This is a genomic window from Mycoplasmopsis cynos (assembly GCF_900660545.1).
GTDB lineage: Bacteria > Bacillota_I > Bacilli_A > Mycoplasmatales > Metamycoplasmataceae > Mycoplasmopsis > Mycoplasmopsis cynos.
The window spans coordinates 159661-186381 of record NZ_LR214986.1; the positions used below are offsets into that span (position 1 = coordinate 159661).

General features: G+C 25.0%; 23 protein-coding genes. 16 read left to right on the forward strand and 7 right to left on the reverse strand.

Annotated features, from left to right (window positions below; all coding sequences use genetic code 4):
* The first annotated feature begins 153 nt into the window (after positions 1–153).
* From EXC48_RS01050 to EXC48_RS01060, 3 genes are all read left to right on the forward strand, one after another.
* On the forward strand, positions 154–1128 hold the full coding sequence (locus EXC48_RS01050) for a DNA cytosine methyltransferase (RefSeq protein ID WP_129720461.1): 975 nt from the start codon (positions 154–156) through the stop codon (positions 1126–1128).
* The gene (locus tag EXC48_RS01055) at positions 1121–1819 is read left to right on the forward strand and encodes a UpaP162 family type II restriction enzyme (protein ID WP_129720462.1); all 699 of its coding nucleotides are present in this window, start codon (positions 1121–1123) and stop codon (positions 1817–1819) included. Before EXC48_RS01050 ends, EXC48_RS01055 begins: the two co-directional genes overlap by 8 nt.
* A gap of 117 nt (positions 1820–1936) precedes the next feature.
* Positions 1937–3451: an APC family permease gene (locus tag EXC48_RS01060; RefSeq protein WP_129720463.1), complete on the forward strand. Its 1515-nt coding sequence runs from the start codon at positions 1937–1939 to the stop codon at positions 3449–3451.
* 29 nt (positions 3452–3480) lie between these two features.
* Here EXC48_RS01060 and EXC48_RS01065 read toward each other — a convergent pair whose 3' ends face one another.
* From EXC48_RS01065 to EXC48_RS01085, 5 genes are all read right to left on the reverse strand, one after another.
* Positions 3481–4413, reverse strand: coding sequence for an SPFH domain-containing protein (locus EXC48_RS01065; RefSeq protein ID WP_129720464.1), 933 nt, complete (start codon positions 4411–4413; stop codon positions 3481–3483).
* Positions 4404–4853 carry an NfeD family protein gene (locus tag EXC48_RS01070; RefSeq protein WP_223216298.1) on the reverse strand — a complete coding sequence of 150 codons (450 nt, stop codon included), beginning with the start codon at positions 4851–4853 and terminating at the stop codon, positions 4404–4406. The genes EXC48_RS01065 and EXC48_RS01070 overlap by 10 nt, the downstream gene beginning before the upstream one ends.
* 79 nt (positions 4854–4932) lie before the next feature.
* Entirely contained in the window at positions 4933–5589 is a 657-nt protein-coding gene (locus tag EXC48_RS01075; protein ID WP_015287013.1) for a chromate transporter, read from the reverse strand.
* Positions 5589–6158 carry a chromate transporter gene (locus EXC48_RS01080; RefSeq protein ID WP_129720466.1) on the reverse strand — a complete coding sequence of 190 codons (570 nt, stop codon included), beginning with the start codon at positions 6156–6158 and terminating at the stop codon, positions 5589–5591. Before EXC48_RS01080 ends, EXC48_RS01075 begins: the two co-directional genes overlap by 1 nt.
* 69 nt (positions 6159–6227) lie before the next feature.
* The gene (locus EXC48_RS01085) at positions 6228–8363 is read right to left on the reverse strand and encodes an MIP family Ig-specific serine endopeptidase (RefSeq protein WP_129720467.1); all 2136 of its coding nucleotides are present in this window, start codon (positions 8361–8363) and stop codon (positions 6228–6230) included.
* A 56-nt stretch (positions 8364–8419) separates the two neighbouring features.
* Between EXC48_RS01085 and EXC48_RS01090 the strand changes: the two genes are divergently transcribed.
* Together EXC48_RS01090 and EXC48_RS01095 are read left to right on the forward strand one after the other, a co-directional pair.
* Positions 8420–8884, forward strand: a complete 465-nt coding sequence (locus EXC48_RS01090) for a Sua5/YciO/YrdC/YwlC family protein (protein ID WP_015287018.1) — start codon at positions 8420–8422, stop codon at positions 8882–8884.
* Positions 8885–9110: 226 nt separating this feature from the next.
* The gene (locus EXC48_RS01095; RefSeq protein ID WP_129720468.1) at positions 9111–11654 is read left to right on the forward strand and encodes a UU173 family protein; all 2544 of its coding nucleotides are present in this window, start codon (positions 9111–9113) and stop codon (positions 11652–11654) included.
* A 186-nt stretch (positions 11655–11840) separates the two neighbouring features.
* On the opposite strand, the gene EXC48_RS01100 is transcribed toward EXC48_RS01095, so the two are convergent.
* Positions 11841–12644: a hypothetical protein gene (locus EXC48_RS01100; RefSeq protein ID WP_129720469.1), complete on the reverse strand. Its 804-nt coding sequence runs from the start codon at positions 12642–12644 to the stop codon at positions 11841–11843.
* 984 nt (positions 12645–13628) lie between these two features.
* On the opposite strand from EXC48_RS01100, the gene EXC48_RS01105 reads away from it, so the two are divergent.
* From EXC48_RS01105 to EXC48_RS01135, 7 genes are all read left to right on the forward strand, one after another.
* Positions 13629–14084, forward strand: coding sequence for a transcription antitermination factor NusB (locus EXC48_RS01105; protein WP_015287022.1), 456 nt, complete (start codon positions 13629–13631; stop codon positions 14082–14084).
* A 428-nt stretch (positions 14085–14512) separates the two neighbouring features.
* The gene (locus EXC48_RS01110) at positions 14513–15667 is read left to right on the forward strand and encodes an aminotransferase class V-fold PLP-dependent enzyme (protein ID WP_015287024.1); all 1155 of its coding nucleotides are present in this window, start codon (positions 14513–14515) and stop codon (positions 15665–15667) included.
* The gene (locus EXC48_RS01115; RefSeq protein WP_129720470.1) at positions 15657–16085 is read left to right on the forward strand and encodes an iron-sulfur cluster assembly scaffold protein; all 429 of its coding nucleotides are present in this window, start codon (positions 15657–15659) and stop codon (positions 16083–16085) included. The genes EXC48_RS01110 and EXC48_RS01115 overlap by 11 nt, the downstream gene beginning before the upstream one ends.
* On the forward strand, positions 16072–17310 hold the full coding sequence (locus tag EXC48_RS01120; RefSeq protein ID WP_129720471.1) for a Y-family DNA polymerase: 1239 nt from the start codon (positions 16072–16074) through the stop codon (positions 17308–17310). The genes EXC48_RS01115 and EXC48_RS01120 overlap by 14 nt, the downstream gene beginning before the upstream one ends.
* A 9-nt stretch (positions 17311–17319) precedes the next feature.
* Positions 17320–18396: a nicotinate-nucleotide adenylyltransferase gene (locus tag EXC48_RS01125; RefSeq protein ID WP_129720472.1), complete on the forward strand. Its 1077-nt coding sequence runs from the start codon at positions 17320–17322 to the stop codon at positions 18394–18396.
* Positions 18396–19133 (forward strand): pseudouridine synthase, encoded by a 738-nt coding sequence (locus tag EXC48_RS01130; RefSeq protein WP_129720473.1) that lies wholly within the window; start codon positions 18396–18398, stop codon positions 19131–19133. The genes EXC48_RS01125 and EXC48_RS01130 overlap by 1 nt, the downstream gene beginning before the upstream one ends.
* Positions 19133–19570 carry a large conductance mechanosensitive channel protein MscL gene (locus EXC48_RS01135; protein ID WP_015287029.1) on the forward strand — a complete coding sequence of 146 codons (438 nt, stop codon included), beginning with the start codon at positions 19133–19135 and terminating at the stop codon, positions 19568–19570. The genes EXC48_RS01130 and EXC48_RS01135 overlap by 1 nt, the downstream gene beginning before the upstream one ends.
* Positions 19571–19627: 57 nt before the next feature.
* Here EXC48_RS01135 and EXC48_RS01140 read toward each other — a convergent pair whose 3' ends face one another.
* Positions 19628–20728 (reverse strand): HAD family acid phosphatase, encoded by a 1101-nt coding sequence (locus EXC48_RS01140; protein WP_129720474.1) that lies wholly within the window; start codon positions 20726–20728, stop codon positions 19628–19630.
* Between the two features lie 443 nt (positions 20729–21171).
* Between EXC48_RS01140 and EXC48_RS01145 the strand changes: the two genes are divergently transcribed.
* The 4 genes from EXC48_RS01145 (at position 21172) to EXC48_RS01160 (ending at position 26717) form a co-directional block, all read left to right on the forward strand.
* On the forward strand, positions 21172–22632 hold the full coding sequence (locus EXC48_RS01145; RefSeq protein WP_129720475.1) for an APC family permease: 1461 nt from the start codon (positions 21172–21174) through the stop codon (positions 22630–22632).
* A gap of 132 nt (positions 22633–22764) precedes the next feature.
* Entirely contained in the window at positions 22765–24168 is a 1404-nt protein-coding gene (gene gltX, locus EXC48_RS01150; protein ID WP_129720476.1) for a glutamate--tRNA ligase, read from the forward strand.
* A 1-nt stretch (position 24169) separates the two neighbouring features.
* Positions 24170–24553 (forward strand): hypothetical protein, encoded by a 384-nt coding sequence (locus EXC48_RS01155; RefSeq protein ID WP_129720477.1) that lies wholly within the window; start codon positions 24170–24172, stop codon positions 24551–24553.
* 496 nt (positions 24554–25049) lie between these two features.
* Complete coding sequence (locus tag EXC48_RS01160) at positions 25050–26717, forward strand: ribonuclease J (protein WP_015287036.1); 1668 nt, start codon at positions 25050–25052, stop codon at positions 26715–26717.
* The last annotated feature ends 4 nt before the right edge of the window (positions 26718–26721 follow it).

Sequence of the window (26721 nt, forward strand, 5' to 3'; positions counted from 1 at the left end):
CATAATTAAATAAAAGGAGCAAAGAAATATTCAGACTCTTTTAAGGGGTCCAAATATTTTTTCCTTGTTTATTTTAACAATCAATTTTAGAGAAAACTATAACTCTTAAATGAAACTTAGATATAATTTAATAATAATGTAAAAAGGAGAAAAATGTCTAAAAAAACAATAGATTTATTTAGCGGTTGTGGTGGTTTATCATATGGTTTTTTTCAAAACGGATTTGATATTGTTGAAAGTGTTGAGCATTGACAACCAGCGCTTGATACATATAATTTAAATTTCAATAAAAATGAAAAAATTAAAGATATAACTGATCCAAAAGTTATTAAGTCAATTGAAGAGAGATTTAAAAATACTATTGATTTAGTAATTGGTGGTTTTCCTTGTCAAGGATATTCGATGGCTGGAAAAAGAAATCCAGATGATCATAGAAATCAACTTTATAAATATACTATTGAAGTCATTGAAAGAGTTAATCCAAGATTATTCGTTTTAGAAAATGTAAAAGGTATTTTGTCATTTAAAGAAAATGATAATGAATTAGTAATTAATAAAATTATTAATATGTTACTTGAAAAAGGATATTATTCAAAATATATATTAATTGATGCTTCTAATTTTGGTGTTCCTCAAAAAAGAGAAAGAGTTATATTTATTGGTTCATCATTAACTAATAAGGATAAAGTAGATGCGGTTATTAAAAGATTAATGGAAACACGATTGCCAATTAAAACTGTATATGATGCTATTTATGATCTTGAATCAATACCTGAATCAAAAGAATTTAATCATATTTTTTCTAAACATACCCCAGAAATGGTTGAAAAAATTAAAAATACACCTGAAGGAAAAAGCGTAATGAAAGGTTATTCTGATGCGTTCAGACGACAATATTATGATAAACCTTCTACTACAGTTAAAGAAAATCACGGCGGTGTCCATGTACATCCGAAATTAAATAGAGTTATGACACCGCGTGAATTAGCTAGATTGCAATCTTTCCCTGATGATTTTATTTTTACATCTACAAAGTCAAATATTTTAAAACAAATAGGAAATGCAGTCCCTCCAAAATTGTCAAGTGAAATAGCTAAGATAATAATTGAGGTATTTTATAATGATTAATTGAAAAGATTTAAATAATATTAAAAATTTTTTGGAATCAGAGCTTAAAAATATATTCAAGGTTTATGATAACAAAATAGAAATTAAGGCCGAAGATTTAAATGTTTTAAAATCAAGTAATAGTTGTATAAGATCATCAACTGCTATAGGTTATATACTAGAAGAATTTATATATCAAAAGATGAAAAATGTTATCAAATATAATGATATGTTTCAAATTTATAGAAATAACACTTCAACGCAAAGTAGTAGTTATGATTTTTTGATTGCGTCAGAGAAATTTGATTTATTGATAAATATAAAAACAGAAAATAAAAATAGCAATAACAATGCAATTGCTGCAATAAAACAATTATATAAAGATTATAATAATCACTTTTCATATGGAAAAGATTTTTACTTTATTTTAGTAAAAATTAAATATGAAATTGATGGAATTGATTATTTATCTAAAAAAATTAATCACTATGATAAAGTAAAAATAACAGGTTTTGATATTTTTGCACTTGAGGAGATTTCTTTTGAAAATGGATTTATACAAGATCATAGAAATTGAGGAAAAGAGTACAAATCTGTTTCAGGAAGACTTCAAATAAGTAAAAAATTTTACTTAGATAATAAATTAGAAGAAAGCGATGAAATATCAAATTACCGAACTTTGGTTTATATAGAGAATATATATGGTTTATAACTTTTATAAACATCATTATAGATTACATTTACATTATTTTTGATGTAAATGATTTTTTTATTTTTTAAAAAATATGTAATAATAATACATATTTAATGAAAGGAAAAGAGAAAAACAATGAATAAAGAAAGAAAAATAGGACTATTTTTATCGATGGCAATGATTATTGGATCTGTCGTTGGTATTGGGATATTTTTCAAAAATGCCTCAATATCAAATGCTGTTTCAGGCGATGGGCTATCATGACTTATAGCATGAATTTTAGGTGGAATTATTTCTATTAGTGCAGCAATTAGTTTTGCTGAAATAGGCTCATTTAAAGATGGAAGGCTTTCGGGTTTAAGTAATTGAGTTTTTAAAGTAACTAAAAACAAACATTTAGCTTATCATACTTCAATTTCTTATACTATATTTTATTGAGGTATTTTAAACGCTATAATTGGGATTTTTGCATCAGAAGCCTTATTTTACTTTTTTGTTTTAGTAAATGTGGTTGAATATAACTCAATTAAGATTTGAATGCATGTTATAGTCGGTTTTGTTCTTACATCATTTTTTATTGGACTTAATTTTGTGTCTGTAAAAATATCAAGCAAATTCCAATTTATAATTTCAATTATTAAATTTATTCCATTAATTTTTGCATTAATTATTGGAATAATATTTCCAAATACTCACTATGTAGAAAATGCAGGTAATGGATTTTTGAAAAATGCATTTACTGTTAAAGGAATAATTGTAGCATTACCAGCAATCTTATTTTCTTATGATGCTTTTTTAATTTCGGGTTCAATAACTAATAAAACAAAAAATCCTACTAAAACTTTACCAAGAGCAATTTTACTTGGGATGATTATTATAGTTATTTTATATTCATTAATATCTATTTCATCAATTTTGCATTCACAAGGTGTTGTACATAATCTAATATCTGATGTGTTTCCAAAAGAATATTCAAATAAGATATCAGCAATTATTATGTTTTTTATCTTTTTATCTGCATTAGGTGTCATAAATGGATTAACATCTGCATTTATAAATGAATTGCAAATGCTAGTTAAGAACAAACTTCTTTTTGGAAGCAAGAGACTATTGCATAAATTTAAAGAAGAGGTTGTATTTATTATTTATTTAAGTATCATTAAAATATTTTATTTATTAACCATTATCTTACCAAGCATATTATTAAACACAGATGTAATAATTGATGCAATTTCTAATTTTCCTACAGTATTCTTTTTTATTGTTTATGGAACATTAATTTTTTCATATTTATTAAATAGAAACAAGATAAGTGAAACCAAGAAGATAAATAATGCTTTGTTTTATGTTTTTAGTATTATCGCAATATTTGGAATTATATTAATGGAAGGAGCATATTTATATTTACAATTTGAAGCGATATCAACAATAAAGGAGAATCCATTTGGTTGGGGAGTTTTTTGAGGTGGAGAGGGCTCAAAATTAATTTCTTCGTGAACTCCTTTAGTCATTTATTTAGTAATGTTATTCTATTTTATTTTAGTTCCGTGAATAAATTATTATCTAGAAAAGAAAATTTTTAAGTTCAATCTTATTAAAGAAGTTGACTTTAATGAAATTGAAATATGTAATGCAACTCATATGAAATAAATATTTAAATTTATATCAAAAAAAGCACTTTATTTAGTGCTTTTTTGATCATTTTTAGTATCCAAAACTTCACTTACAACGGACATTGTTGAAGCAATTGATGATAAATTAGGAGGAATGATTATTTTTGTTGCATTACCATTAGCTAATTTTTCAAGTTGTTCAATTGATTTTAAAGTTAATATGCTTTGAGATAAGTTTGCTTCATTAATCAAATCGATGGCCTTTCTTTGACCCTCAGCTTTAAGTATTTCAGCTTGTTTAAATGCTTCAGCTTTAAGTATTTCAGCTTGCTTTGCGGCCTCAGCTTTAAGTATTTCAGCTGATTTTTGACCTTCAGCAATTAAAATTGAAGCTGCTTTTTTCCCTTCGGCATCAAGAATATTTGCTCTTTTTTCTCTTTCTGCACGCATTTGTTTTTCCATTGCGTTTTGGATGTCGAGTGGTGGAAGAATGTTTTTTATCTCGACTCTATAAACTTTAATTCCTCATGCATCTGATGCTTGATCCAAAATTAAAGTTAATTTAGAATTAATGGTATCTCTTGAAGTTAATGTTTCATCAAGTTCAAGTTCTCCAAGTAAGTTTCTTAATGTGGTTGCTGATAAGTTTTCAATTGCTTTCATTGAATTCTCTGCTCCATAAACAAATAGTTTTGGATCAGTAATTGCAAGATATACAACTGTATCAACCCGAATACCAGCATTGTCTTTTGTGATTACGTCTTGTTCAGGAAAGTCTAAAACCTTTTCCTTAAAGTTTTCTTTTTTAATAATTTTATCTATAAATGGTACGATAAAATTAATTCCATTTTTTAGTGTTTTATGATATTTTCCTAATCTTTCTACAACCGCAAATTCTGATTGAGGTATAACTTTAATCGATTTAATCAATGCAATAATAGTTGAGATTAATAATATTGTAAAAACTAAAACTATAATAATAATTGTTGCTATTGACATTTATTTCCTTTCTTAACAAGTAAGACATTCCCTTTTACTTCTAAAATTTTTATTTTTTCACCCTTATTTATAATTCCTTCTCCCACTTTACTTAATGTCCGATATTTTTTATCGCCTATAATTATTTCTCCATATTCTCCATTATTGTTTAATTCCTCATAAGTATCTTTAGTTAATACATATTCAGCATCATAATCTAAACCATTAAAATCCGTTTTAGCATATTTTTTGTTTACTAACTTGTTTTTTAGTAGCTTGTAGACCGAAAAGTATAAAGTAAATCATAAAACAATAAAAATTATGAATTGTAATACAATGTACAAAACTATATTAGGAGCAACTATTGAAATAATTAATGATGGAATTGTTGAGACTGATGTTAATGCTGCTCAAATGCCAGTTGTTTGTATTTCAACAATTATAAATGAGATAAAGATCATAGATCATATTATAATTAATAGTATTTGGATAATTTGAGATAATTCCATATTTTAATTATATAATAAAATAATTTATTTTCTATGCATAAGGTATTGCGAATAAGATGAATGAGATTGAAACATTAATTAAAATAATTAAAAATAATGAAACTTTTTTCTTAACTAAATATAATGAAAGAATAATGCTAATTGGTATATATAACTTTAATAAAATATTTTTATAACCAATAAAATAGTTTTTTGATGAATTATTAAGACCTATGTAATGTTCTTTATTTACTTTATTAAAGTAAATTTCTGGTGAAAAGATATTAATAAGTAATTGTAAAGCTAATGAAATCATAATACCTGCTACAACAGGTTTCATAATTATAATCATATTTTTTATATATGAATTTGATTTGAATTTATTTAAATATTTCATTGCGATTAGCATAATAAAAATAGCAGGAAGACAAAAAACTAAATATGTTAAAAATACAGCTAAGAAACCCCATCATTGTCCATTAGCAACCAAATAGCCGGTTACAAAACTAAATTTTGTTGAAACAACACCTGGTGTCGAGTTAGAAACAGCAAAAACATTATTAATTTGCACTTCACTTATATCAAGGTTAAATGTTTTTGCTAAAAAGTTTCACAGTCATAAGAAAACAGGAATAAATACTTGGCCGCCCCCGAAAACTGATAAAGATATTACAATTAATAAAGGAAGAGAAACGAATAAAGCTATCATTATTTACCTCCTTTATTTTTTATTCAATAAATAATAAAGTATATTACTAATACAAAAATAATTGCTAAAATAGGCACATTAAAAGGAGCTGGAACAAAAAAGCAAAAACTAAATGAAAATAAAAATATTAAAACAATGAATGGTAGTTTTATATTTTGACGAGATTGTTTTAGATAATTAATTCCAAAATCAATTAAAAAGGTGATTATTGATACTAAAACACCAATTGCGAATATTTGTACATATTGTTCAGGTATTTTTGAAAATAAAAGCAATAATCCAAAACTAAACATAATATGAGGCAATAAAGCGAATAAAGTAATAATTATTCCTTTAACTTTTCCAAGTAATTTAATTGAAATATATGAAATACATTGAATAACAGAAGCACCTGGTAGCATATTTGTGACAATAACAATTTGATCGAATTCTTTAACATCTAAGAGTTTTTTATTTTCTACAATTTCCTTTTTTATGACTGGCATTAAGGCATTTCCGCCACCAAAGCCGATGAATGAAATCTTTAAAATAAAGAAAAATAATTTTCAAAATCCTATTTTTTCTTGCATATATACTTCCTTTATTTATAAATTAAACATAGCCAAAACATAAATTTGTCTATGTTTAATGATCAAACTTTATTTTTTAAATCCTTCTGGAAATAGAGCAGTTTTAAAATTATTATTTCCAGAATTTTCGAATCCATTTGGATATAGTGTTATAAGATTTTGTCTATATGATTTAGTTTGAGCAGGATATTTTGATTTATCTGTTCCATCAATTAAGTTATATGCTTTAATAACTTTTTCACCTGAACCATAGTCCTTTGCTAATAAAAATGATGTAAATTTAGCATCTCTTAGTAAATCATCATCTTCAACATTACTTGAAACTTGATTATAAATACCTACTAATTGGCCAAATTCATTATAAACCATAGAACCAGAAGCGCCATATTTTAATGATGAAAAATTAACTGCTAAATTAAATCCATAAAAATCAGCTAATGTTCTGCCGAAAACAGTTGTATATGGTTGTAAATTTCCATTTGTTGCCCTCTCATCATATGTATATGCAGGATAAGCGAATGTTTTATCATTATGTTTATTTCCAATTCTATAATATGTGTTTAAAGTTGATGAATTACGTTCAGTTGGATTATTTCTGACCCATACTGCAAAACCAGATTCATTTATTGAAGGATATCCTCCTATATATAAATCTTTTGCATTTTTTAAGTTTAGCTTAGAATCATCTTTTTCAAATGCAGCAGTTACATAATCTATTGTTTGCATTGTTTTAGAAATTGATTTATCTTGATTTGGCAAGATTTCAGTTTTATTTAGTCTATCGATGTATTTATCCACTGCTTCAATTGACTTTGTGATTCATTTTTTAAGTGTTTCATCCATTTGCGATAAATCAACATCAATTTCAAAAACACCAAAATCAACATATGCAGGGATGAAATAATTATCATCAACCTTTTTTAGAGTTTGATATTCTTGATCTTCACTTAAATCTTCATTTTTTGATTCAATATATTTTATTTTATCTTTTACTTTTTGCTTTAAATCTTGTTGATATCAATTCATATATTGACGATCAATAAAATCATAACCAGCAAATATTAATTTAGGTTTTGAAATAAAACCGTTTGATTTGATTGTTTTTAACGCTGATATATCAGTTTTTTCAAATTGAGTAAATTCATCACTAGAAGCATAGTATTTTGTCTTTAAATGTGAAGTCTTTGAATAGCTATATTTATTTTTACGCTGTGGAAAATCCGTTTGGTATAGGTCGGACTTTCCAAGTGAAATGGATTCGACTTTAAAGTCTCTAAAATCTTCGTAATTTAATGCTTTATTTTGCTCATCGGTTAATGAATTAGAAAAATCAGACATAACATGTAAATTAGTAGCAAAGAAAAGTTTATATTTATTTTCATTATATTTATGATAATCCAATAGTCAAGTAGTACCTAATTCTGATGCTCGAAAAGGATTTTGATTTTGAGAAGTAACTCCTTGATTGATACCGAATTTAACTGCAAAAGATCGATCATAAATTTCTTGGTAAATTATTTTTTCATCAACTTTTTTGAACTTATTTACATATTCTGGATATGAATTTTCTTTTGTTCTATCGGGAATCTTAAATCCTGGAAAATTAGGAGGAATTACAAATGGTGGCACTTGCCCAAAGTTATCTTTTTTATTTGGATTAGGTTTATTTTGTTCAGGTTTTATCATTTCATTATTTTGAATAATGTGCCCTTGATTAGTCTCTTTTTCCTTTGTCTTAAATTTTAAATTAATATTATTTGAGAAGTCAAATTTTTTAATACCATTGGATATTTCTGATATTTCATATTCAATATTTGGTTGTAACATTTCCAATTTGAATATTAATTGATTTTTATTTATTTTAAATGGATGAAATTCATTTGAATCATTTTTAAGTTTTAATATTATTTGATTTTTGTTTAAAAATGTTAAATCTGTTTCGAAAAATACCATTAAAAATAATGGTTGATTTCCATTTTCTTGATGAGTTGATATAGAAACAATTTTTGAATTTACATTTATTTCTGGCGGGTTATTATTTTTTTCGTTTTTATTATTATTTTGATTTTCAGTTATATCTATATTATTATCTAATGTATTCATTTTGCTAGTTTCAGCATCGTTTTTAACATTACACGAAATAGAACAAGTAACATAAAAAGGCGTCATTCCTAGAAATAAAATTTTTAAGTCTTTTTTTCTCATAAAGAAATTATAAAAAAAATAAAAGCTTTTAAAAATAATGAATTAAAATATTTATTATGAATGAATATGATAAATTATTTATTACAACAACGGATACAATTGTCGGAATTGGTGGGATAGTATCAAATGAAGTTTTAGATGCATTATATAGTATTAAAAACCGCCCAAGAGAAAAGAAAATTATTATTCTAGTAAGTTCAATTGATCAAGCCAGAACTTTTAAAGAATGAAATGAAAGAGCGGATGAGTTAGCTAAAAAAGTTTGGCCTGGTGCAGTGACTATTATTATAAATAATCAAGGATTTAGAATGCCTAATCAAAAAGGGCTTCTTAAATTAATTGATTCAATTGGCCCAGTTTATATGACTAGTGCTAATATTTCAGGCCAAAAAACAATTTCAATTGATCAAGCTAATGAAGTATTTCCTAATATTAAAAATATTTATAATTTTGGAAAACCTTCAGGAAAACCAAGTGATATTTATAACTTAGATACTAATGAAATAATTAAAAGAAATTAGAAAATTATTAGTTTCTAATTTCTTTTAATTTATTGATATTTATGAAATTGTCAAGAAATCAAAGAATAGTTTGTATAATTTTATAGAGAATATTTTTACATTTTTTGATCTTTCTTACTTAAATTTTTATAAGATAAAAAGTACTTTTATATATAGAAATTTTAGAGCAGTTCATATTAATAGTAGTATTTTTAAGATAGTTCTTTTGATATAAAAGTGAGGAAATATGAATAAAATAAATAAAGAAATTATTATAAATTGAAATACTTTTAAAAGGGTTTTTGCATTAAATCCGGCTTTAATTTTTAATAAAGAAAACATTATAGAAGATTTGAGATCAATTCTAAACAAATATAAAACGGTAGATGTGAATGATGAAACTAATTTTGATGAAGATGATGAAGATGAGAATAAATCAACTATTAAATATGATTTACTTGAAGATGGAATAAATCAAGACTCAATCGGAAATTTGCATGAGTTATTCTTTGATAGTAATGATCAAAAGATGGAAGAATATATTAAATTTATAGCAACGAATTATGCATTATATAAAACAAAAGCAGAAGATTTTATAATTAATGAACTAAATCTTAAAAAAGAAAATATTGTTATTATATCTAATACAACTAAGCAAGATATAAAAATTAAACAAACTTATGACACTCTAATAAATGCTATTAAAAATAATGAAACTTTATTTATTTTTAACCCTGTCTTTGGATATTCAGAAGAGTTAGAAGATTTGAGTTTTAAATTTATTTCTAACTCTTTTGGAATATATGTAAATAATAAAAATGTTATTCTTTATAACTTGTCATATACATCAACATCTCAAAGGAATCAATACTTTTTAGCTTTTTATAATTATTGACTTTTAAAGGAAAATAATATTGAATTAAAAGATATTAGAAATATCATTATTGATCCAAGAGATGTAATATTTAAACGGGTTAAAAAAGCGGAATTAAACTTTATGGTAACCAATTCAGCTTTATTAACAAAAAAAATCACTAAGAAAAAAAATGCTTTAAAAAAAGAATTTTTACCATATATTTTAGATATTGATTTATTTATTAAAAAAGCTGGTTTGCTTAGAAATATATATGATGATAAATCAAATAATCAAAATTACAATTTTCCTAGTATTTTAAATGGTTTTGATAGTGATCTTAGCTTTATTCAATCGGCAAAAGAGAAAGTAATTAAAAGTAATTTATATGAAGTAAATTATGATATGTATACTATTGAAAAACTTGATATTTTAAATAGCTTTTATGATGCTAACAACAAAAAACTTAATAATTTAATGTATTTAAATAATCAAAGATGGCAAAATTTATATTGTGGTATTGAAAGTGGTAGTATATTTAATAAATATTATTCATTATTGAATGTAAAAGAAAAAAAACCAAAAATAGAATATATTTTTCAAGAGTTTAAATGATATACAAATATTATTAAATTGGCTTATAAACATTTTTTAGATAAAACTAACTTAAAAGCAATTTTATATTTTGCTTCAAATAATGAAAAAGAAATAAGTTCAGTAATGAGTTCATGAATTAAGACACCAAGTAATCCATATGTTTTTAGTGGATGTATAAATATATCAGATGAATTTATTTCTGATGCAAAGGAAATTTTGCAGTTACTACGTGAAATAGTGTTTTTAAAAAATAATGATGAATATGTATTATTTTCTGGTAATTTTGCAAATAATAATGCTATTAAGTTTATTGGAGATCTAAAAAACAAAATTCAAGAATTTAAAAGTATTCCTAATTTGTTTAATGTTGATGCATTAAACAAAATTATTAAATTACATATTAAAGATGCAAAAATCTCTTGATATGATTATGAAGGATTTTCTGATATTATCCCACCATGTGATGGTATTGGAAGCTATATACAAGCTGTGTTTCAGGTATCTGTAATACATACAAAAAATGGTGTTGAAACATCAACAACTAACATAGTTTGCGACCCGCATAATCTTAATAAAAAGGACTTTGTGGAAATTATTGATGCAATTTATGGAGATGCTGCAGATTATTATGTAGTCTTTAATAAAACATATGAGAATACCAGAAATAAAGAAATGCTTAATTTAGTAAAAAATGATGTAATTAACAATAAAGATCCTGAATTTAATAAATGATTATTAGAACATTATAAAAAAGAAGATGTCCTAGATGCCTTAAAAATATTTGAAAGTAAAATAATGAAAATCAATTCTAATACAATAGATTTATTAGATGTTTTTATTCCTCATAAAATATCGATGGATAACATAGAAAAAATATATGAATTTAATATAAAGAATAATGATTTTATCTTTAAAAAACCTAATGAAAAAGTTTTGAGCATATGTAAACTACCTTTGTTTTATGCAAAAGATTTAAAATTCTTTTCATCTATTAAAAAAGTTGAAAAATTTATTACAGAAAATAAATTAAAATTAAGAAATTTAATTACACCTTATTCAGAATTAAAAATTCAAAAAGGCCAAATGGCTATGCAAGAAGCAATTAGCAGATACCTAGGAGCTACTAATAAGGCAGTTTGAGAAAATACAATATGTCCAGAATTAAAAAAATATTGTGAAAATGATGTTAGAGCAATGATAATGGTTTATGATTTAATAATGCATGTAGCCAATAAAGTTTTTTCAAATATGAATGAATTTGAATATAAAATAAATCAAGATGAAGTAATTAACAAGAATTTAAAATATGATGTTGAAAACAGCAAGTTAATATTAAAATAAATAATTTATTATAGTATTAATTTTTTATAAAATTTATAAATTAAGATGTTTTTAATTATTAAACAAAATAGTTATCGGGATTTAATCTAGATTATATTATTTAATAAATAATATTAATATAAGAAGTTTGAATCGTAAAATTTATTTTCAAAAACCGCACGATATCGTGCGGTTTTTGAAAATAAATTATTTTTTTTGTCCTGATTGAGGAGCTTTAGGATCTTTTTGTCCTGATTGAGGAGCTTTAGGATCTTTTTGTCCTGATTGAGGAGCTTTAGGATCTTTTTGTCCTGATTGAGGAGCTTTAGGATCTTTTTGTCCTGATTGAGGAGCTTTAGGATCTTTTTGTCCTGATTGAGGAGCTTTAGGATCTTTTTGTCCTGATTGAGGAGCTTTAGGATCTTTTTGTCCTGATTGAGGAGCTTTAGGATCTTTTTGTCCTGATTGAGGAGCTTTAGGATCTTTTTGTCCTGATTGAGGAGCTTTAGGATCTTTTTGTCCTGATTGAGGAGCTTTAGGATCTTTTTGTCCTGATTGAGGAGCTTTAGGATCTTTTTGTCCTGATTGAGGAGCTTTAGGATCTTTTTGTCCTGATTGAGGAGCTTTAGGATCTTTTTGTCCTGATTGAGGAGCTTTAGGATCTTTTTGTCCTGATTGAGGAGCTTTAGGATCTTTTTGTCCTGATTGAGGAGCTTTAGGATCTTTTTGTCCTGATTGAGGAGCTTTAGGATCTTTTTGTCCTGATTGAGGAGCTTTAGGATCTTTTTGTCCTGATTGAGGAGCTTTAGGATCTTTTTGTCCTGATTGAGGAGCTTTAGGATCTTTTTGTCCTGATTGAGGAGCTTTAGGATCTTTTTGTCCTGTTTTTGGAGTTTCAGGACCTTGTTTAGGTTTTTCCTCTTTAGGTGAACATGCTACAATACTAGCACCCATAAGTGTCGTAATCGATAATAGACCAAGACCACTAAATATTTTTTTATACTTTTTCATAATTTTTAGAAATTCTCCTTATAATAAAGATTTGTTACTTAAAAAAAAAAAAAAAAAAAAAACTTATAAATAAGCAATATAAATATTCAAACTTAGTATTTAAAATATTCAAAATAATTTTATTTTTTTATGCTTATTACAAGTACTAGACTACTGGCTTGAAAATAGACAAGTTCCTTTTTTTTTTTTTTTTTTGCAAAAAAAGTAATAAAATTTATTGATTTTCAAAATATTGCATATATTAGCATTTAAAAATATTTTTATTAAGCGGATTTAATATTTTTACTTTTAAAATACTTGTTAAGCATTTTATTATTTTTTCACACAAATTGTTTTTAGCGTTTTAGAATTATTAATATTTAAATATTACTATTAATTAAATTGAAAATAAAATTAGCTTTTTAAATAAAAAAACTATGATTCATTAATGTCGTTAAACAACATCTTAAGTACTTATGGCAAGCTATTAACATATTATAAAAAGATTGTTTAAATACAAAAGCAAGACTAAAGCTTTATTTGGAGTTGGTAATTCTTTTGTATTAAGCCTGTTTTTAGTTGTTTTATATAGTTTTGTTATTATTTAAATGTCGTTGCAAATTCATTAGATTCATTAAATGTTTTAAGTTCAAATTTTTTATTAATAGTATCTGATTAAATATATGATTTATAATTAAAAAGTGGGCCTAAAATGTGCGTTTAGATTGTGTCCTAAAATAATTGCATAGATATACCTAATCACAGAAAATACAAGTATAAATGTAATTTTAATGTTTTTAAATGTGAATTTTTTTATTGCTCCATTTATTTTTTATTAAATGAATTAGTTAAATTAACTAAAAAATAAATGAAAATAATATTGTCATTATGGGATGCTGCTTTACTCAATGGATTTTTAATATTTTTATACATAAGGTTTAAATTTTGACATTTTTGAGGAAAATATTTTTTTAATATATAATATTAAAAATAAATAGGAGTAAAATGGAAGCGATTAAAAAACATAAATCAATGAGAACTCAAAGAGTTGAAATTATTAACGAAATCTATCGAACCGAACTTCTAGAAGAACACTTTGATTATCAACAAATTATTATTGATAATATTGAGTTGACAAGTCTTCAAATAAGTAGATTGAATGAAATACAACAAAGATATGAATTTATTAAAAAAATTTATGGTAAATTAATTAACAAAGATTGAACCTGAGATAGAATTAGTCCATTAATAAGAGCGATATTAATCAATGCAGCAAATGAATTTTGAAGTGTTGAGCCCAAAATTGTTATAAATGAAGCGATAGAAATAACTAAAATGTTTTTTGGTTCACCTGAATTAGATGAAATAGAAACAATTGATAACAGGTTATATAGATTTGTTAATGCTCTTTTACAAAATTTTTATAAAACATTATTACATTTGGAAATGAGTACTAAATAATGGGCGTCATATCAAAATTATATTTTTCTCATATACAAAAGCAAATTACGTATGTTAATGATGCTTTTATAAAGTTAAATATAATTAATCATCTTGATAAAGAATATATATTGTGCAGAAAAATAAATGAATTTGAATCACTAGATGAGTTTATTGAAGATTTTTGTGAACAATTTAGATCGGTTAGTTTAACACCAACATACTTTAAAATGATTAAAAATTTTTATTTTTTTTATTTTTACCATCAAGTCTTTAAACATAAAAAATATTGAGTTAACAAAGAGAGTTTGAAATTTCTAAAAAATAAAACTAATAACATTATATTTAGCCATGAAAAAAGAGACTTTTATTACGATTTTTTGGATGAATTTAAAAAAATTAAAGATCATAATCGTTATTTAATTTTAATTTTAAGAAAGGTTTTGTAAATGGAAGATATCAGAAAACAATTTCCAATTTTAAATGATTTAGTATATTTTGATAGTGCTGCATTAGTTTTAAAACCACAAGTTGCTATTGACGCAATTATTGAATTTTATTCTAAGAATTCTATTTCTTCCCGTACTATTGATACACCAATCGGTTATTTAGTGAATGAAAAAATAACAAGTGTAAGACAAAAAGTTGCTAATCTAGTCGGAGCAAAATTAAATGAAGTAATGTACACAAGCGGAACAACAGAATCAATTAATTTATTTTCAAAAATGTTTGCAAGATTATTAAATAAAGGAGATGTTATTTTAGTTAGTGCATATAATCATTCATCTAATTTAATTCCTTGAGTTGAAATAGCAAAAGAAAAAAATGCTATTGTAAAGGTTTCGAATAATATATTAAATGACATTAATTCAATTAAAAATCTAAGACTTGTTGCTTTAGGGCAAGAAACAAATAATTATGCTATTAAATATGATTTAGAAAAAATTTATGAAATAGTTAAACAAAAAGGTGCATTTTTACTAAACGATGCTGCGCAAGCAATAATTCATCAACCAGTTAGCCTAAAGAATTGTGATGTAATTGCATTTAGTACTAATAAATTTTACGGCCCAACTGGATTGGGATTTTTGGTTATTAAAGATAATTTATTTAAAGATTTAAAACCAGCAAAATACGGAGGTGGAACCGTTAATGAAGTTAATATTGATTTAGAATGGACTTCTAAAAAAACAATTATGGATTTTGAACCTGGAACTCCTGATCTAGCTGGTATTTATATGTTTGATAAATCATTAGATTTTTTTAATGAAATTGGATATCAAAAGACCCAAAACATTTTGAAAGATTTATCATTTTATTTACATAAAAAATTAGCTGAATTGTCTAATGTAATTGTCTATTCAAAACCAGGTGATTATATTTGTTTATTAAACATTAAAAATGTTCATCCGCAAGATGTTGCTACATATTTAGGCTCTAAAAATATTTATACGTTAGCCGGAATCTTTTGTTCACAATATTTAAGAAATATCTATGATGAAAAGTCCTATTTAAGAATTTCATTAGGTATTTATAATAACTATCAAGATATAGATAAATTGGTTGCAGAGTTAAAAGAAGGCGGTGACTTTTATGCATTTTAATCCTAATGAAGCTCGAGAAATTATAATGAAGCATTATATGTTTCCTGAAAATAAAACTCTAGATTTCGAAGAAGATAATATTATTACAACTTATAGTCAAACATGTTCTGATAAATTAGAACTTTCAGTTAAATTTGAAAATAATATTTTGGTTCAGGCAAAGTTTAATGGACATGGATGCTCTGTATTTTTAGCTTCAACTGACATTTTGTTAAACGTAGTTAAGCAAAAGTCTAAAAAAGAAATACAAGAATTAATAAGTCTTTATGAAAAATTTTTAAACAATAATAATGAATTAAGTGATCAAGAATTAAAAGCAATTAATGATTTATGAGTGTTTTTTAATGTTAAAAAACACCTTAGTAGAATGAGTTGTGCATTACTAAGTTCAAAAACAATATTAAATGAAATCAAATAGATATATTTTTCACATTGATTTTGATAGTTATTTTGTGAATGCTATTAGAACTATTCGACCTGAATTAAAAAATAAACCTGTTGCAATAGCGAAAAATTCCATCCACTCAATTGCAGTATCAGTGAGCTATGAATTAAGGGCAAAAGGCGTCAATGCAGGAATGAAAGTTATTAATATTAAAAAGATTGAACCAAATACAATAATTTGTGATTCAAGATTTGACTTATATAGCACACTTTCTAGTGAAATATTTAGATATTTAGAAAAAAATTATTGTTCAGAAATAGAAATAGCTTCTATTGATGAATGTTTTTTGTTTTTCTATCATAATCAAATTCAAAATGATGAGCAAGCATTAATGCTTGGTAAAAAAATTCAGAGTGAGATTTTAAAAAAATTTAAAATAGAAGTTACGATCGGAATATCGTATACAAAATTCTTTGCTAAAATGACTACTAATATTTCTAAGCCTTTTGGCATACGTTTAACTAATCATAATAATTATCAAAATAATTTTTGAGAACTTGATGTTGAAAAATTTCATGGAATTGGATCGAAAATTGCTACTAAATTAAGACAAATAGGAATTTATAAAATTAAAGATTTAGCGAATTGTGATTTTAATAATTATAGTCTTAGAGAAATTTTTGGAACCGTAGGTTTTAAGTATCGAGAAGCTTTAAACATAGATCATTTTGATGCTTATAACTCAAGTACAGATATAAAAGGAATTGGTAATGAAACTACTTTTAATACCATTACTCAAAGTGAGGAAGTTATTTTGCAAAGTTTAAATTCATTAGTTAAAAAAGTATCTAATAGACTTAAAATGTATGCAAAAATGGGAAAAGTTATAACATTAGTTGTGAGAAAACTAAATAAAGGATGAGTTTCTAAACAAAGACAAATTTTAAATTACACTAATGATGAAGAAATTATTAAAAAAGTTGCTTATAATCTTTTTTATGAATATTTTTATGAAACTGAATTATTAGGAATCGGATTAAGAGTTACAAATTTAATTGAAAGTTACAATAATTTTTTCAAAATCTCATTGTTTGAAGAAACTAATTGTAGAAATAATTCGAAAATTGATGGAATAATTTCTACAATTAAAGCAAAAGCAAAAACTAATAATGTTTATACTTTAAAAGATTATGAAGTAATTCAAAATCGCGTTAATAGATTTGGCAAAAAAATCACAACAGGAATTTTTAAAAAGTAAGGAGGAAAAATGAGAATAGGAATTTATGGTGGTTCATTTGATCCGATTCATAAAGGTCATATTAAGCTTGCTAAATATGCAATAAAAGCGTTGAATTTAGATAAATTGTTAATTATTCCGGCTTACGTATCTCCTTTTAAAAATAAGGGAATTAGCATTGAAGATAAGATTAATATGATTGAATTAGTTTTAGAACAAAAAATGGAATTGTGTTTATTTGAAGCAAAAAGAAATACTGTTAGTTATACAATTGATACGATAAAATATTTAAAAAATAAATACCCTAATGATGAGTTGTTTTTAATAATTGGTTCTGATAATTTACCGAAATTGCATAAATGAAAAGATGTTGATCAAATTTTTTCATTAAGTAATTTAGTTGTTTTAAAGAGAACTAAGAATATTAGCAAAACTAATTTAAAAAAATATCATGGAATATTAATGGATAACCCGATTATAGATTACTCTTCAACAATGGCGCGGAATGGAATGTTTCAAATGCTAGACCCAAAAGTTGTTGATTATATTCAAGGTAAAGGTTTATATTTAGAAAAAATTATTCATGCATCATTGAGCGCTTTAAGAGCTAAGCATTGCGTTTCATGTGCTAGTTTTGCTGCTGATTTGGCTAAAAAACATAATTATCCTGCTAAGGACGCTTATATTGCAGGTCTAATTCATGATATTGCAAGAGAATGAGATCCGAAATTTTCTAGGGATTTTATTAAAAAATATCAACCAGATTTAAATAATGTCCCAGATTATTTTTTACATCAACATTGTGGAGCATTATGAGCTGAATATATTTATGGTCTAAAGAATAAAGAGATAATTCAAGCAATTAAATGTCATACTAGTATGAGAACAAATATGGATAAGCTTGATAAAATCTTATTTATTGCCGATAAAATTTGTCAAGGAAGAAAATTTAATGGAATTCAAAAAGTAAGAGAATTAGCATTCAATGATCTTGATGCTGGTTTTGCGAAAGTAACTAGATGTACATATGATTGAAATACTAAGATTAATAAAGTGGTTTTTGAAAAAGAAATAGAAGAAATCTACCAAAAATATATGGAGAAGTAATGCAAAAGCAAAGAATTCAAAAAATATTATCAATGGCTGGTGTTGCATCGCGAAGAGAAGCAGAATTATTAATTTTACAAAAAAGAGTTAAAGTTAATGGAGTAGTTGCAAGAATAGGAGATAAAGCTAGTTTTGATGATGTTATTTTATTTGACAATAAACCTATCACAGAAGAAAATAAGGTATATTATGTTATTAACAAACCTGCAAAAACAATATGTTCATTAAAGGATAATTTTGGTAGAACACTTGTTACAGATTTAATTGATGTTCCTTATAAAATTTTTCCAGTCGGTAGATTAGACTATGACACTACTGGAGTATTAATTTTAACTAACGATGGTGAATTAGCCAATAAATTAATGCATCCAAAATATAAAATTTTTAGAGTTTATAGAGCCAGATTAAATGAATCATTATCTAAACAAGAATTAAAAACATTAAATGGAACATTAATAATTAATAATACTCAAAGTTCTCAAGATGTAGTACCGGTAGGCAAAGATAGCCCTAAAACTTATTTTGTTATTTTAACTGTTGGTACATATCACCATGTTAAAGAACTTTTTAAACTGGTTAATAAAACTGTTGTTAATTTAAAAAGAGTCGAATTTGCAGGAATTACAGTAGAAAAAATGCCATTAGGTTCTTATCGTAAGTTGACATTAAAAGAAGTTAAAGATTTAAAAACCTTGGTAAATAAACAAGAAGAAATATTGCAAAAAAAGGAGAAATAATGAAAGAAAAAATTATTAAAAAATCTTTTAAAGATGCATTTGCATTTCTTAAAAAGGGTAATATGCTATTGTTAGCAATTGGGTTTTTAGCTGGGGTAGTTTTTAATGCTGTTGTTTCATCACTTGCTAATGATATTATTATGCAAGCGATTGCATCAACATTTGGTGTTACAAAACTTGACAATTGAGTTGTACACGGTATGCTTGTTGGAAAGTTTTTAGGAACTGTATTGAACTTTATTATCGTCACAACCTTATTATTTGTTATTTTATGTTTTTATTTTATTATTAAAAATATTGTTAATATTAGAAGAGAGAAAAATAAACCAAAAGAAGAACCACAAGAACTAAAACCAACCACAGACGAATTGATTTTGCAACAACTCCAAGAAATTAATAAAAACTTATCTAAAAATAAATCAAAAACCGCTAAATAAATGTTTAACAAAAAAAGTCGCTGGTATTAAACGACTTTTTTTGTTAATTTTAAATGATTAGTCTTTTCATTTTCATTCATTAAATGCATTCTTTAAGGCTTTGACTTGATCTTCTTTTGAAAGTTTATAATAATTTTTATCTAAACCTTTTTCAAATCCGCCATATGATGAATTTCCGCCTATTAAGACATATCCTTCAGCTCATGATTCATTTTCTTTTTTAATTATTCCTTTTGTTTTAGTATATTTAATACCTTTTACTTCCTTACTAAAGTTACCGAATAATGGACCAATTTCTTTAAGAACATCATTTCTTTCTTTATTTGATTTATTAACTGATGCAATATCATTAAAGTCATCAAAATTATCACCAACTCTCATCACAACTTTAAATGAAACGTTATTTGCTCCAACTTGATTATCACCAGAAAGGTCTAATTTTTTAGAATTTACTAAATTCATTCTTTCTTCTTTTTCAGTTTTTACTCTTTTATCATTTTCTTTTTTAATGTGCATTCATGGTTTATCTTTTGATAAATCAACCCCTTGCATTCATCATACTCATTTTTCTAAATATTTCGCTGGTAATCCTTGAGCAATTAGATTTTGTTTAGTAGGTTCAAGTTGATTTTCTTGTTCTCTATTTGAATTAAAGAATACTACACCACCTTTTTTTCAAACATGCTCAATAAATTCGAATGCACCTGCTAATTTTTTAGAAATTTTAGCTTTTACAAATTCATCTCAAGTTTTTGAACTGAATGATTGTTTATGAAGAACTAATCAATTTTGATATGCATAATTATTTAAAATTGTTTCATCAATATCCATAAATACAACTGGAATTGATTTTCCGTTATCGGTATTGCTTATTTTTACCTTCTCATTTTCTACTTTTACCTTGGTTAAGTCAAACACATCACTTTGGCTGTCTACAAGAGTATCAAATTGTTTAATTGCTGAATTATATTGAGTTAGAGTCATTGCATTTTTTTCAGCTGAAACAGTATTTCAAATATTAGATAATCATCTTTGATTTTCTAATACGGCTTTTGCATCGTCTTGTTGTTTTTGATTACTGCATGCAACTACTGTTGTTATAACAGTAGATGAGGCAATAATACCTAAACCACCAAATACTTTTTTTCATTTTTTCATCTTTGTACCTACTTTCCTTTAAATTATTTAGTTAATAGTAATTGTGTTTAATATTCTACAATTATGAAATAAATAAATCTTAAATATTGAATTTTTCTTGTATTTACTATTTCCATATTTTCAAAAGATTATTCTTTATTTTTTAAAGTTTCAAAACTTTTACTATTTATTTATAGACCTAAAAGAATTTTATTATGTGAGAATACTTTTTTCAAAGCATTCGGTATCTTTTCATTTTTTTTTTTTTTTTTTTGGCTGATTTTAATGATTTATATTATAAAAGCTTGAAAATAAAACATCAATTTGATTGAAATGAAAATATTAAAAAACAATTAAAGAAATAAAAAAATGCATTTTTCAACTATTTTTATATTAAAAATGCATTTTTTACTTTTTTAATAGTTAAAATAAGCTATAATTATTTAAAAATATTAAGGAAAATTATGAATTCAAAAAAGAATAAGTTTACAGAGAAGCAGTTTATATTTTATGGACTAAATTTTATTGTTGGTTTTGGTTTTATTGCCACGATTTCGAGTGTCATTAGTAGGGGATTATGAGGTATTTTAATTTTTGCATTAACTGCTTTTATTTCAATGACTGTTATGCTTGCTTTTGCTAGGGCGAGTCAAAGTTATGGGAAAGAAGTTGGTGGAACATATGTTTATGCAAAAAAAGCTTTTAGTGATAAAAGAAAAATATTATTTCTACAGGGATGAAATCAATTTTCACAAGTGCCATTATTTTCAGCAACAACACCATTATTTTTTATTGATCTATTAAAAGAAATTGACTCAGGAAATCAAACAATATACCAAATTTGTGCATTAGCATTTTTTGTGCTTTTAAATGTTATATGTTCATTTGGTATAAAAACATCTAAATGATTTATCCTATTTACCGGGATAATTAAATGACTTACTATTGGTTTAGGATTATCGATTGTTACTTTCTACTCATTTAGCACTTTATCATTTGGGGCAAATTTTAAAAATACCCCTAATGTTGATATTAGCATTATAGTTACATCCGTATTATCATTTATCTACGCTTTTGCAGGTGGAGAGGGCTTAGCAGGTGTTTCATCAGAAGTAGAAACAAAAAGATTCAAGAAAATTATTATGTTAATTTTTTGGATTGTATTGATTTTTTATTTTACATTTTATATTGTTTATTTAGGTTTAGATAGCACGGTATTTAATGAAAGTACTTCAATAAGTTTTGCGTTGATTTTTAAAGTTTCATTAGGTTCTGTTGGTGTCATATTATTTATTATAGGTACATTTTTTAATAGAGTAGGAGCAGGTATTAGTTCAATCATTTATTATGCTAGAACTGTTGTCCCATTAGCTCAAGATGACTTTATTCCAGGTATTTTTGCAAAAAAATCTAAAAAAACTGGTGAGTATCGAAATGCTATACTCTTTCAAAGCGCATTTTCGATAATCTCGATGATTATTTTTACCATTATTCCTTATTTTTTAGGTATAAAGGATCAATTTAGCGCTATTTTAAATGCAGGAAATATTGTTTTCTTAATGCAATATTTATTCACTATTTGTACCTTGTTATATTTATCTTGAAAAAGAAAAGAATTTGTTATTCCTGTTTGAGAAAAAATAGTTTACATCTGTTCAATAATTTTAATTTCATTTATTGTTTTAACTTCATTAATTCCGCCAATTATTGGAACAAGTTATACAGCAGAAAGTGCATTATTGCTTCCGAGTTATATGGGAATAATGTTGATAGGTTATCTAATTTGAGGTGGGTGATACTTAATTAAGAAGAAATGACCTAATAATAGATTTGTATGAAAAGAAGATGAAATAATGATTAATAATCAAAACAAAACAATGTCAAGTCCATTAATCTATTGATCAGAAAAAAGCAAAAAACATTAACTAAAATAAACCAAGAATTATTCTTGGTTTTTTACCATTTAAGCATTATAAATATGATATGAATTTATAAATGTGATAAAATAATTAACATAATATAAAAAGACTTAAATTATTATTTTATTTGGAGTAAAAATGAAAATAAGAACTCGTTATGCACCTAGTCCAACTGGATATTTACATATCGGGGGAGCTAGAACGGCGCTTTTTTGCTATTTATATGCAAAACATTTTAATGGTCAATTTATTTTTAGACTAGAAGATACAGATGTTAAGAGGAATGTTCCAGGCGGTGAAGAGTCCCAATTAAATAATTTAGCTTGATTAGGAATTATTCCTGATGAATCACCATTAAATCCAAATCCTATATATGGTAAATATCGTCAAAGCGAAAAATTGGATAGGTATTGAAAAATCGCTAATGAATTAATTGAAAAAGGATTCGCTTACAAAGCATATGATAATTCAGATGAGCTTGAGCAACAAAAAAAAGAAAGTGATGAAAAAGGAATACCTAGTTTTAGGTATGATAAATATTGATTAAAAATTTCTGATCAAGAAATCGCTAAAAGAGATAAATTGGGGCAATATTCTATAAGATTTAATATGCCAAAAAACCAAGAGTTTGAATGAAACGATATTGTTCGAGGACTTATAAGTTTTAATTCAAATGATATTGGAGATTGAGTTATTTATAAATCTGATGGTTATCCTACTTATAATTTTGCTGTGGTGGTTGATGATTACGATATGCAAATTACTCATATTCTTAGAGGTGAGGAACATATTGGTAATACACCAAAACAATTGGCTATTTATAAAGCTCTAAATTGGCCTGTACCTCAATTTGGACACCTAACAATTATTACCAATATGGAAGGTAAAAAACTTTCTAAAAGGGATACTTCGTTAAAGCAATTTATAGAAGATTATAAAAATGAAGGATATTTACCAGAAGCAATATTTAACTTTCTTACTTTACTTGGTTGAACTGCGTCAGATGCATCTGAATTAATGTCTAAAGATGAAATAATTGCCAAGTTTGATCCAGAAAGGTTAAGCAACAGTCCATCTAAGTTTGATATTTCAAAAATGAATTGATTTTCAAAACAATACTTTAAAAAATTGGACAATCAATTGATTATTAATCAATTAGGTTCATTAAATACTTCAAAAGATTTTTCATGAATTAATTTATTTGTTGAAACATTTAAGTCAAGTGTTGAGACATTTGCAGAATTAAAAAGCCATTTAGCTACTTTTTTAAATCCAAAGTTAATAATGCATAATTTTGAATCAGATGAATTAGTTGTAGTACATAAGTTTAAATTATTATTAAATGAAATTAAAGATGATTTTACAGTTGAAAATATTCAAGAATGTATTAATCAAACATCTCATGAATTATTAGTTAAAGGTAAAAAACTTTTTATGCCAATTAGAATTGCAACAACATCTATGATGCATGGCCCAGAATTAGCAAAAGCAATATATCTATTTGGAAAAGAAAATGTTTTTAAATCATTGGATCAATATTAAAATGAAACTAAAATTTAAATCAATTATTAATCAAAATAATGAAACCAAAAACATTGAATTTACTGTTCCTGTTGATATATATGAAGACGATAAATTTAAGTCATTTGCATTTTATGAGCCAAATACTAATCTTCGAAGTATGATTGAGATTAATGATGCAATTTTAAATATACACAATAATAGTTCAACTATATCTTTAAAGTATCAGGAAGAATGTGATTTTGATTTGGAAATTATTCAAAATAATAAATTATTTTCAATACCTTGTAAAACATTTTGAAAAAGTAAAGAATTTAGTGAAAATTACTACAATTTTACATATACTTTAACATCTAATGAGAAATTATTTGGCGAATTTAATATAACCTTAGAAATCATTGAATAATATTTGTTTATGTAGAAATTTAAAATACATAAATTCAAGCATAATGCTTAAAATTGGTTCAATAAAACAACAAACATTAATGAAATAATGGTTGTTGTTTTATTATAGTTTTAGAAATGAATGTTTTAAAATTATTGTTTTCAAGTCTTATTTTGTAGAATAATATCAAGTATGAGAGAATTTTACTATGTTTTTAGTTCTAAAAAATAGTACTATTTATTGAAATTTTAAATATTTAAAATGAACCTTGTTTATTAAAAGAGTTAACATAAATGTTGGAAAATATAAAATGTTTTCTTAAAATTTTTCTGTATAAATTATTAAAAATAAATTTTTTCTTTTTTTAATCAAAATTTTATTGGTTATTGCGCAAACTTAAAGTAAGTAAATTATCATTTTTTAATTTTAAGATAAAATGATATAATCAAAATAATTAATAAATATATTTATTAATCCTTGTTTTCAATTAATTAATTACAAAAAATAGGAGTTTTATATGGAAAATGTTAGAGTTTTTGCCTTAGGCGGGCAAGACGAGAATGGAAAAAATTGCTATGTTCTATCATATAATGAAGACATATACATCGTAAATACAGGCGTAAAAGTCCCGATTAATGCGCATAATGGAGTAGATACATTAATACCTGATTTTACATATTTAGAAAGTAATAAAGATAAAATTAAAGGTATTTTAATCAGTGATATTAGAAATGAGAGTTTTTCAGCCTTGCCTTGATTATTGATGAAAATACCTGGACTAAAAATTTTTACTTCAAGATTAAGTAAGGAAATAATTTTAGATAGATTAGCAAAATATGGAATTAAAAAAGATACTTATAAAATTTATGTTTTAAATGAACGCAAGAAAATAGGTAGCTTATTTGTACAGCCCATTTCACTTCCAGGTAGTGTTCCTGGCAATATTGGATTTGATTTTATTACTAAGACTGGTGATTATGTATTTATGTTCAATTATGTTGAAGGTGATTTAGAAATCTTTGGAAAAACCTGATTCAATCAATTGCCTAAATTATTTGGTAAAAGAAAGATAGTTGCTTTAATTTCCGATTCTGGTAAAACTAATTTTTCAGGTCGAGCAATCGATAAGATCCGACTACCAGAAAGTATTAAAAATGTTTTTGAAAAAGCTAAAAATAGTGAAAGAATTATTGTTGGAGCTTATGGCGAAGATATGGTTTCGTTACAAAAAATTTTGATTTTAGCTAAAAAATATGATCGTAAGGTTGTCACCTATGGTAAAAATTATGCTGATTTACTAGAAATAACAAAAAAAATTTGTATATCTAATGATTCATGCAAAGGATTTGAATTACCTGAAATAATAGATTATCGTTATATTCAAAAAAATAAAAATATAGTTGTATTAGTTACTGGTGCTATAGAAAGATTGTTTTTAAGATTTTTAAGAATAACTTCAGGGGAAGATGTTTATTTAAAAATAAATCCAACTGACCATGTTATTATGCTTGCTCCTCCTGTTAATGGTTTAGAGTCCCAAGCTGCATTTACATTAGATGAAATTGCTAGAGTTACACATAATTTAGTTGACATTTCTGATTCTGAATATTTTTATTGCAGACCATATAAAGATGATATTTTAAATTTAGTAAGAAATTTAAAACCAGACTTTTTTATTCCTGCGCAAGGCTTATATCGTTATTTAACAGATGCTGCAAATCATATAAATAATGAACCAAGTGTAAGACCGACTGAAGCTATTTTATTATTAAATGGGAAGATTCTACATTTTCAAGATGGTAAAAAGTTTTCTAATAATGGTAAAATAAAGGATGTGGGTGATGTTATTGTGGATGGCTTTGGTGTCGGGGATATATCATCAGAAGTTATTAATGAAAGAGAAGTTTTAGGTCGCGAAGGTGTGATTATTATCAATTCACTTTATGATCCTAAATTACGCAAAATAATTGGTAAATTACATATCAATTATGTTGGTGTAATTGATGAATCTGAGCAAAAAAATATGAATAAATTAATTAAAAATATTTTAATTGAAATAATTTCAGAAAATGTCTTTCCATCGCTATTTGAATTAAATGAAAAAATTAGAAAAACAATAAGAAAGAAAATTTTTAAATTAACTGATAAAGACCCATTAGTTGCATTAACTTTAACTCAGGTATAAAATT